Consider the following 10,274-nt stretch of genomic DNA (forward strand, 5'->3'; position numbering starts at 1 on the left):
ACTAGTCGGCGCGCGCCGCTCCAGGAGCGTCCAGCAGGCGCTGCATGAACACGAGATCGAGCCAGCGGCCGAACTTGCGTCCGACCTCCGGCATCCGGGCGACCTCGACAAAGCCGGCCTGCGCGTGCAGCCGCAGCGAGGCGGGATTGCCGCCGTCGATACCGGCGATCATGACGTGCTTGCCGAGCGCGGTGGCCACGGCGATCAGTTCGTCGACGATGATCCGGCCGAGGCCGCGGCCGCGATGATCGGCATGGACATAGACGCTGTGCTCGACGCTGTAGCGGTAGCCCGGGAAGGCCCGGAAGTCGCCGAATGTGCCGTAGCCGAGCACCGTCGCCCCCTCGACGGCCACCAGCACGGGATAGCCCAGAGCCTGCCGCGCCGTCATCCAAGCCAGCCGCTCGGCGTCGGAATCCTGCTTCTCCGTCCAGATCGCATTCGAGTTGGCGACCGCCTCGTTGAAGATCGCGGTAATGGCCGGGATGTCCTGCTCGGTGGCGGGGCGGATTATCATCACTGGTTCCTTGACGGGCCTCTTGAACGGACCGCCATCGTCTACTATATAAGACGACATGTCAATTATAGAGGACAAGGCCGATGAGGCTCTCGGACGGCGGGTTCGCGCCGAACGGGAGGGCCGCGGCTGGTCGCTGGCGGAACTCGCCGGGCGGGCCGGCGTGTCCAAGGCCATGCTGAGCAAGATCGAGCGGGCGGAGGCAAGCCCGACGGCGGCGACGCTGTCGCGGATCGCCACGGCCTATGGCCTGACCATGGCCGCGCTGTTCGAGGTTGCCTCACACAATTCCCGCCTGCAGCGGGCCAAGGATCAGCCGGTCTGGCGCGATCCGAAGGCGGCCTATCTGCGGCGGCAGGTGTTCCTGCATCCGGCCAATCCGCTGGAGCTGGTGGAGATCGAACTGCCTGCGGGGCAGGAAGCCGGCTTCCCCGCCAGCGCCTATCACCTGGTCCGCCAGGTTGTCTGGATGATCAGTGGCCGCCTCACCTTGATGGAAGGGGCGGAGCGCCATGAGCTCGCTGCGGGTGACCGCGTCGAGCTTGGTCCGCCATCGGACATCGTCTTCCGTAACGAAACGGCTCAGCCCTGCCGCTACCTTGTCGCCATCGTGCGGCGCTGAGCTTCATCGGGTGAAATCGCAGACTGTGGCTCTTCCGTTTTGGAACCAAGTGCCCACATCTGCGGCAAGCCTGAACAATGATGGCGACGACCAGAGGCTGGTTGAGGAACGTCAACGCGGCCCGCGGAAACCCAATGAAGATGCCGTTGTCATGCCTGAATGGGTGACGGTGGCAGGCCGAGGGAAAACGAATGAACATCGAGAAGTACACCGAGCGCGCGCGCGGATTCATCCAGTCTGCCCAGTCGCTCGCAACGCGCGACGGTCACCAGCAGTTCTCACCGTTGCATCTGTTGAAGGTGCTGCTGGACGACAATGAGGGACTCGCCGGCGGTCTGATCGACCGTGCGGGCGGCAATTCCAGAGCAATCCTGAAAGCGACCGAAGAGGCGCTGAACAAGTTGCCGAAGGTCTCGGGCAATGGCGCCGGGCAGGTCTACCTGTCGCCGGAGCTGGCGCGTGCCTTCGATGCGGCGGAAAAGGCCGCCGACAAGGCCGGCGACAGTTTTGTCACCGTCGAGCGGCTGCTGCTCGGGCTCACGCTCGAGAAGGGCAGCGAGGCGGCCTCCATCCTGAGCAAGGGCGGCGTCACGGCGCAGAACCTGAACGCGGCGATCGAAGCGCTGCGCAAGGGCCGCACCGCTGATAGCGCGACCGCCGAGAACGCTTACGACGCGCTGAAGAAATATGCCCGCGACCTGACCCAGGCGGCGCGCGACGGCAAGCTCGACCCGGTGATCGGCCGCGACGAGGAGATCCGTCGTACCATCCAGGTGCTGTCGCGGCGGACCAAGAACAATCCCGTCCTGATCGGTGAGCCCGGCGTCGGCAAGACCGCGATCGTCGAGGGCCTGGCGCTGCGCATCCTCAACGGCGACGTGCCGGAGAGCCTGAAGGACAAGAAGCTGCTGTCGCTCGACATGGGCGCCCTGATCGCCGGCGCGAAATATCGCGGCGAGTTCGAGGAGCGGCTGAAGTCGGTCCTGCAGGAGGTCTCGACCGCCGAGGGCGGCATCATCCTGTTCATCGACGAGATGCACACGCTCATCGGCGCCGGCAAGACCGACGGCGCGATGGACGCGTCCAACCTGTTGAAGCCTGCGCTCGCGCGCGGCGAGCTGCACTGTATCGGTGCGACCACGCTCGACGAGTACCGCAAGCATGTCGAGAAGGATGCGGCGCTGGCCCGCCGGTTCCAGCCGATCTATGTCAGCGAACCGACGGTCGAGGACACCATCTCGATCCTGCGCGGCCTCAAGGACAAGTACGAGCAGCATCACGGCGTGCGCATCACCGACTCCGCGTTGGTGGCCGCGACCACGCTGTCGAACCGCTACATCACCGACCGCTTCCTGCCGGACAAGGCCATCGACCTGATGGACGAGGCGGCGGCGCGGCTGAAGATGCAGGTTGATTCGAAGCCGGAAGAGCTCGATTCGCTCGATCGCGACATCATTCGGCTGAAGATCGAGCAGGAGGCGCTGAAGAAGGAGAACGATGCCGGCTCCAAGAGCCGCTTGCAGACCCTGGAGAAGGAGCTCGCCGGGTTGGAGGAGCGATCGACGGCGCTGACGGCGCGCTGGAGCGCGGAGAAGAACAAGCTCTCCAATGCCCAGAAGCTGAAGAGCGAACTCGATGCGCTCCGCGTCGAGCTTGCCAATGCACAGCGTCGCGGCGAATTCCAGAAGGCCGGCGAACTGGCCTATGGCCGGATTCCCGAGCTGGAAAAGAAGCTCGCCGATATCGAGGCGCAAGAAAATAGCAAGCCGAACGGCGGCGAGATGATGGAGGAGGCGGTCACCGCCAACCACATCGCGCAGGTCGTCTCGCGCTGGACCGGCGTGCCGGTCGACAAGATGCTGGAGGGCGAAAAGGACAAGCTCCTGAAAATGGAGGACAGCCTCGCCAAGCGCGTCGTCGGCCAGGCCGAAGCCGTGCGTGCGGTGGCAACCGCCGTGCGCCGTGCCCGCGCGGGCCTGCAGGATCCGAACCGGCCGACGGGCTCGTTCATGTTCTTAGGCCCCACCGGCGTCGGCAAGACCGAGCTGACCAAGGCGCTCGCCGCTGACCTGTTCAACGACGAGACCGCGATGGTCCGCCTCGACATGTCCGAATTCATGGAGAAGCACTCGGTCTCGCGGCTGATCGGCGCGCCTCCCGGCTATGTCGGCTACGACGAGGGCGGGGCACTGACCGAAGCCGTGCGGCGCCGGCCCTACCAGGTCGTGCTGTTCGACGAGATCGAGAAGGCGCATCCCGACGTCTTCAACGTGCTCTTGCAGGTGCTCGACGACGGCCGCCTGACCGATGGTCAGGGCCGCACTGTCGACTTCCGCAACACGCTGATCATCATGACCTCGAATCTCGGTTCGGAGTTCCTGGTGAATCAGCCGGAGGGCGAGGACACCGCGGCGGTCCGCGATCAGGTGATGGGCGTCGTGCGGGCGCATTTCAGGCCGGAATTCCTGAACCGCATCGACGAGATCATCCTGTTCCACCGCCTGCAGAAGAGCGAGATGGGCCGTATCGTCGAGATCCAGTTCGCGCGGCTGACCAAGCTGCTCGAGGATCGCAAGATCGAGCTCACGCTGGACGCCAAGGCGCGGGACTGGCTCGCCGAGAAGGGCTGGGATCCGGCTTACGGCGCCCGCCCGCTGAAGCGGGTGATCCAGCGCAGCGTGCAGGATCCGCTGGCCGAGATGATCCTCGCCGGCGAGGTCAAGGACGGCGATCATGTCGTGATCTCGGAGAAGGGCAATGTGCTGACCTTCAACGGTCAGGTGCCCAAAACCGCCGAGATCGTGCAGTTCGAGGCCCCGGTCTCGAAGCGCAAGCTGAACTGAGCGTTTCGATAGCGAAACTGGATGCGGCCTGGCGACAGGCCGCATCCGCGACAATCGACGGGCCGCCCGCGACGGAGTTCCTGTCTGGCGGCCCGTTTTGTTGGCCCGATTTAATGAAACCGCCTGCGGACAGCGTTCGTTTTCATCCTGAATGATCGGCTGGCGTGGCAACATCCCGCGCAGCTCCAAAGGGAAGTATTCGGCCCGAATCGCATGGCTGATTCGCGCGCCACGTTGCATCATCCTGCAAAGCCACACCGCCGGTCGCCCTCAGCAGAAGGCGAATTGCATGAGCAGACACCTCATTGCCCATAACCGGCCCGTTTATGACGATCTTCATCCGCGCGTTTACGGCACAGCCGCAGGCCTGGTCGGATGGTTCGTGCTGTCGGCCTGGATTCTGTTCGACCGCCAGAGCGAGGTGGAACTGTCGCTGATGTTCGTGACGGTGTTGCTGTTTGTCGCGGTGCTCCTGCCGTGGCTGCTGTCGCAGATCTGGCGGAGATACGACCATCGGCACGATCCGCATGCGCGGCCGATTCCGTTTGGCGAATGGCGGAGGGGCGAATTCGCGGTCTGGGGCAGCACGATCAACAGCTCCCATGCGACGATCGACATGCTGCTGCCGCTCGCGGCCGTCGCGTTCGGGTTGACCGCAATCGGGATCGTTTTCCTGATCTGCGCGAGCCTCGCGCCGTAAGCTTTCATTCCGGCGGGGCGATGGGCGGCGAGGGTTCGTCGTCCTCGGCAGATTCGAGCTCTGTGAGGATGTCGACCAGCTCGCGGGCACGGCCCGTGGCCAGCGGCCTGCCGTCATTCATCAGCGGCTCGTCATTGGCGAGCCACGCCTGCGCTTCGGCAAGCTCGGCGATCGTTGCCCCGGATGCGATGATTCGCGCAATCGTGACGTCGTCGGCGTGGCTGACGGCTTTCAGCACGTCGTCGCGGGTGAGTTGGGTCATGGTTGCATATCCTCATTGGGCAAATGCCCTTACCCGCCGGCCATCCCGGCCAGCGGGTAAGGACCGGCCAGCGGGTAAGGAATCGATGAGCTCGAAGCGTCAGCTGTGAGTGGTGAGCCGGGGCGGATGCTGGGACATGATCCAGAGCTCGATCGCCGCAAGGACCGCGACTGCGATGCCGATGACCACGTGCACGGTCATCGCGGTGGTGACTCCCTGGAAACCAAGGACCCACGGCGAGACCAGCGCCCAAAGTCCGACGATGAGGTTCAGCCACTCCTCCCAGACCGCGAAGGCTGCGAGCGCGGCGATCGCAAGGACCGCCATCGCAATGCCAACGATGTGGGCGTTGGCGGAAACCGTTCCGCCGTCGAACGTGAACAGCCACGGCGACAGGAAAAGAATCGCGCCGAGGATCAGGTTTGCGACGTCACACAGTTTTGCGTTTGTCCAGTTCTCCATGACTCCCTCCATTGGAGGTTTTACCTTCGAATCAACTGGATGACCGCCATTCGAGTTCCCGTCTTGTTCCGCGAAATTGGTGGATTCCGGGGGATTTTGGCGGAAATCGCCGCCGCCGCCGATGTGCGGCGGCGCCTGTTTGGACGCCGCAATCAGCTTCCGAAGGGAGCGCAGCGGCGTCGTCAGACGGCCCGTGTGGCCTGGAGAATAATCAGCGATTGGTGATGGAGCGCGTCTGCGAGGTCGAGCTCGTGGCGTCCGAGACGATTCGCGAGCTGCCGCGGCTGGACATCTGGGCCTCGATCCGGTCGCGCTCCTTCTCGAAGTTCGCCAGCATGGGGCCTTCGAGCGAACGGCCGCGCGGCAGCTTCACGCGCATCGGGTCGACGAATCGGCCGTTGACCAGGATCTCGTAGTGGACGTGCGGGCCGGTCGACTGGCCGGTCGAGCCGACGAAGCCGATTACCTGGCCCTGCCGCACCTTCTTGCCGATCTCCATGCCCTTGGCGAAGGCCGACATGTGGCCGTAGGCCGTCTCATAGCCATTGGCATGCTTCATGCGGATATATTTGCCGTAACCGCCCTCGTATCCGACCTTCTCGAGCACGCCGTTGCCGGAAGCGAAGATCGGCGTGCCGTAAGCGGTGGCCCAGTCGACGCCGGTGTGCATCTTCACATAGCCGAGGATCGGGTGGCGGCGGCCACCGAAGCCCGAACGCATGATCGCGTTGTTGACCGGCTTGCGCACCAGGAACTTCTTCGCGCTCTTGCCGGTCTCGTCATAGTAGTCGACGAGGCCGTCGTCCGAACTCTGGAATCGGTAGTATTTCTTGGTTTCGCCGCCCACGGTCAGCGCGGCGTAGAGCACTTCGGTCTTTTCGGTGCTGGTGACGCCCTCGTCCTCGCCGGCAAAGAACACGTCGAACGAGTCGCCGGGCTGGACCTTGCGCTGGAAATCGACGTCGTAGGAGTAGATCTTGACCATGTCTTCGATGACGGTCGGCGGCACCTTGTTGCGCAGCGCGGTCTCGTAAATGCTCTGATAGAGCCGCACGCCGCTGCCATCATCCTCGTCATCGTCGCTGGAATTGTCGGCGGTCTCGGTGACCGTGTTCATGCTCTGCACGTCGACGGCAACGTATTTTCCGAGATCGGACAGCGCAGCGACGGCCTCGATGACCGATTCGTTGGCGACGATCACGCGATAGGGCTGCAGCCTGACATTCGGTCCGGGAGCGGCCGGCGCCATCAGGATTCGTACCTTCTGGCCTTCCTTCAGGCCGCCCTCGCGGCCGCGCGGACCGAGCGTTGCGGCGATCGCCTTCGCCTCGTCGGGCGTTGCGCCCTGATCGCGCAGGATCGAGGTGATGCTGTCGCCCTTCCTGACGACGTGAACCCGTTCGCCGACCGGATTGCCGCCGGTGACCTGCTCCTTGGTCTTCGGCAGCAGGGTGACGTTTTCCGGCACCACGCGGGTCTCGAAGCCGGCATAGGGATCGGAGGTGTTGCCCTCGGCGGCGTAGGCCATCCTCATGTCGGGGCCGGCGCCGCTTGCGTCAGCCGTGGCATTGGCGAGTGAAGCGTAGCGCACTGAATTGCCGGAGCCGCGCCAGTTGGCGGCGTCGCGGACCCGCATCAGCACGTCGTCGAGCGCGACGACGGCGGCGAGTTTGGCCTTCGGAAGCACGGAGCCGAGATCCTTGGTGACGAAGGAGACCTCGGCGTCGGGCTCGGCCGCGGCATTCGGATCCTCGGCCGCCGCCGGCGTGTCGGAGCCGACATCGGTCAAGAGACGCTGCGCGTTGAACGCGGGGATTTTTGCCGACAGATCGCTCGTGGTCATCGAGAGATTGCCGGAAATTCGGATGAAGGGCCGCACCCGCATCACGTCGCGATTGCCGACGCGGGTCACGGTCGACACGCGCACCAGGCTGCGGGAGGCGGAGGATTCGCTGGGCGGCGGCAGGCGGTCGCCCTTGTGCAGGCTGACGACGCGATCGTTGCCGGTGAACGCGCCGCGCAGCGCGCCTTCGACGCGCTCCGGCACCTTGGCGAAGGTCATCTCGCCATCGAGCGACGCAAAAACGGCGCCGCCGATCAGGGCCGCGCCACATAGTCCAGTCAGAATGGTGCCGCTAAACCATTGAACGGAGACGCGGCGGCGGTCGATCACCGCGGCCTCGGTGCCGTCGACTGAAAGCGGCGGTTCGTGACCGAGATCGATCATCCCGGTCTCGCGCCCAATGCCGCTTCCGCGTGACGCCCGTTGGCTCAACCCGATATCCCCCCAAATTCCGGCAACTGCGATCGTCCTCAGCTCATCCTCGTCCCCACCTTGATCCCCGGAAGAGGAATCTCGGCAGTGTGGCGAGCCACACGCATCGAATTCGAGAAGCCGATGGCCATTAGCTAGCCGCGATCTCGAACGTCAATGGTGTGCAGATCTCTCGATGTTGCTCGGCCGCGCGAAGGGAAGAGGCGACGTATTCTTGGAGAAAATCGCCTGGTCCCCCAGAAAAACCGCCCCAGCCCCCACAGGTTACGAGCGGTTCAATGCATTCGTTATAGCCAGAACGTCGCAGGATTGTGGCTCAAGTGCGGCATTTGAGGTGGAAAAGCTTCCCTGAAAGCAGGTCGATACCCGCCGCCCGGCCCCGCGGCGGCTGGAACCCGTTTTGGAGGGCCTCACGGGCTCCCCGGCGACAAACTTTTTTTAAAGTTTTTTGCCGCGAGGGCTGGGTGGCGAATTTTTACCTCCGACCTAAGTCACGGAAAGCACGACAATTTCTTCGCACTGCACAAGCGATTTGGGCGTGCGACGATTTGTTGACAATGGGCGTTGACAATCCCGAGGGGTGGGGACTATAAACCAACCACTGAGCGCGGCGCCGCCGGGTCACTGACCAAGGCGAGCGAACGCGCCTCTGATGCTCCTCACTTAGATGAGTGACACAACAGCCGACATAAATCGGTTGAGGTTCACTGTCGGTCGGTGAAGGGTAGAACCACCCTCTAAGGGTGTGGGGTCATCGGATCCCGGGCTGTTTGACAAGTGAAGATGAAGAAAGAGAAACGTGGACGGCGGAGTCCTTGCGTCTCTCGGGATACTTGAAAGCTTCGGCTTTTGACTTCTGAGAGTGGACGAAAGACTTCGGCGGTACACGTTTTAAAGGTTACACCATCGCTGCCAACGATGTGAATCGCGGGCGGCTCGTTGACTTCGGTCGATGAAGAATGGTGGGACCTCGTCAAACGTTGTGATCAGCCGGTTCAAGGTTTCAAGTCCAACTTGAGAGTTTGATCCTGGCTCAGAGCGAACGCTGGCGGCAGGCTTAACACATGCAAGTCGAGCGGGCATAGCAATATGTCAGCGGCAGACGGGTGAGTAACGCGTGGGAACGTACCTTTTGGTTCGGAACAACTGAGGGAAACTTCAGCTAATACCGGATAAGCCCTTACGGGGAAAGATTTATCGCCGAAAGATCGGCCCGCGTCTGATTAGCTAGTTGGTGAGGTAATGGCTCACCAAGGCGACGATCAGTAGCTGGTCTGAGAGGATGATCAGCCACATTGGGACTGAGACACGGCCCAAACTCCTACGGGAGGCAGCAGTGGGGAATATTGGACAATGGGCGCAAGCCTGATCCAGCCATGCCGCGTGAGTGATGAAGGCCCTAGGGTTGTAAAGCTCTTTTGTGCGGGAAGATAATGACGGTACCGCAAGAATAAGCCCCGGCTAACTTCGTGCCAGCAGCCGCGGTAATACGAAGGGGGCTAGCGTTGCTCGGAATCACTGGGCGTAAAGGGTGCGTAGGCGGGTCTTTAAGTCAGGGGTGAAATCCTGGAGCTCAACTCCAGAACTGCCTTTGATACTGAAGATCTTGAGTTCGGGAGAGGTGAGTGGAACTGCGAGTGTAGAGGTGAAATTCGTAGATATTCGCAAGAACACCAGTGGCGAAGGCGGCTCACTGGCCCGATACTGACGCTGAGGCACGAAAGCGTGGGGAGCAAACAGGATTAGATACCCTGGTAGTCCACGCCGTAAACGATGAATGCCAGCCGTTAGTGGGTTTACTCACTAGTGGCGCAGCTAACGCTTTAAGCATTCCGCCTGGGGAGTACGGTCGCAAGATTAAAACTCAAAGGAATTGACGGGGGCCCGCACAAGCGGTGGAGCATGTGGTTTAATTCGACGCAACGCGCAGAACCTTACCAGCCCTTGACATCCCGGTCGCGGACTCCAGAGACGGAGTTCTTCAGTTCGGCTGGACCGGAGACAGGTGCTGCATGGCTGTCGTCAGCTCGTGTCGTGAGATGTTGGGTTAAGTCCCGCAACGAGCGCAACCCCCGTCCTTAGTTGCTACCATTTAGTTGAGCACTCTAAGGAGACTGCCGGTGATAAGCCGCGAGGAAGGTGGGGATGACGTCAAGTCCTCATGGCCCTTACGGGCTGGGCTACACACGTGCTACAATGGCGGTGACAATGGGATGCTAAGGGGCGACCCTTCGCAAATCTCAAAAAGCCGTCTCAGTTCGGATTGGGCTCTGCAACTCGAGCCCATGAAGTTGGAATCGCTAGTAATCGTGGATCAGCACGCCACGGTGAATACGTTCCCGGGCCTTGTACACACCGCCCGTCACACCATGGGAGTTGGTTTTACCTGAAGACGGTGCGCTAACCGAAAGGGGGCAGCCGGCCACGGTAGGGTCAGCGACTGGGGTGAAGTCGTAACAAGGTAGCCGTAGGGGAACCTGCGGCTGGATCACCTCCTTTCTAAGGATGATCCTTCAGCGAGCTCACGCTCACTATCGGATCGTTTTAGAAACATTCAGGGGCCAACAGTTTCAGGATTGTTGAGCTCCATTGG

The 10,274-nt window shown here is 62.4% G+C and carries 7 protein-coding genes and 1 rRNA gene; 4 read left to right on the forward strand and 4 right to left on the reverse strand.

Annotated features, from left to right (window positions below):
- Position 1: 1 nt before the first annotated feature.
- A complete protein-coding gene (locus QA639_RS05555) occupies positions 2 to 517 on the reverse strand; it encodes a GNAT family N-acetyltransferase (protein ID WP_050385650.1) in 516 nt (171 codons plus the stop codon).
- Positions 518 to 575: 58 nt separating this feature from the next.
- Here QA639_RS05555 and QA639_RS05560 point away from each other — a divergent pair, with 58 nt between their 5' ends.
- The 3 genes from QA639_RS05560 (at position 576) to QA639_RS05570 (ending at position 4,682) form a co-directional block, all read left to right on the forward strand.
- Positions 576 to 1,139, forward strand: coding sequence for a helix-turn-helix domain-containing protein (locus tag QA639_RS05560; RefSeq protein WP_028333576.1), 564 nt, complete (start codon positions 576 to 578; stop codon positions 1,137 to 1,139).
- Positions 1,140 to 1,330: 191 nt separating this feature from the next.
- Positions 1,331 to 3,982, forward strand: a complete 2,652-nt coding sequence (gene clpB, locus QA639_RS05565; RefSeq protein ID WP_157344027.1) for an ATP-dependent chaperone ClpB — start codon at positions 1,331 to 1,333, stop codon at positions 3,980 to 3,982.
- 289 nt (positions 3,983 to 4,271) lie between these two features.
- Positions 4,272 to 4,682, forward strand: coding sequence for a hypothetical protein (locus tag QA639_RS05570; protein WP_283089346.1), 411 nt, complete (start codon positions 4,272 to 4,274; stop codon positions 4,680 to 4,682).
- A gap of 4 nt (positions 4,683 to 4,686) precedes the next feature.
- Here the strand turns inward: QA639_RS05570 and QA639_RS05575 are convergent, their stop codons facing one another.
- From QA639_RS05575 to QA639_RS05585, 3 genes are all read right to left on the reverse strand, one after another.
- Positions 4,687 to 4,944, reverse strand: coding sequence for a hypothetical protein (locus QA639_RS05575; RefSeq protein ID WP_028333573.1), 258 nt, complete (start codon positions 4,942 to 4,944; stop codon positions 4,687 to 4,689).
- A 99-nt stretch (positions 4,945 to 5,043) separates the two neighbouring features.
- Positions 5,044 to 5,406: an SPW repeat protein gene (locus QA639_RS05580; protein WP_157344023.1), complete on the reverse strand. Its 363-nt coding sequence runs from the start codon at positions 5,404 to 5,406 to the stop codon at positions 5,044 to 5,046.
- Between the two features lie 211 nt (positions 5,407 to 5,617).
- The gene (locus QA639_RS05585) at positions 5,618 to 7,681 is read right to left on the reverse strand and encodes a M23 family metallopeptidase (RefSeq protein ID WP_050385646.1); all 2,064 of its coding nucleotides are present in this window, start codon (positions 7,679 to 7,681) and stop codon (positions 5,618 to 5,620) included.
- 1,010 nt (positions 7,682 to 8,691) lie between these two features.
- Between QA639_RS05585 and QA639_RS05590 the strand changes: the two genes are divergently transcribed.
- Positions 8,692 to 10,180 (forward strand): 16S ribosomal RNA (locus QA639_RS05590).
- The last annotated feature ends 94 nt before the right edge of the window (positions 10,181 to 10,274 follow it).

This window comes from Bradyrhizobium pachyrhizi, from assembly GCF_029714545.1.
GTDB lineage: Bacteria > Pseudomonadota > Alphaproteobacteria > Rhizobiales > Xanthobacteraceae > Bradyrhizobium > Bradyrhizobium pachyrhizi.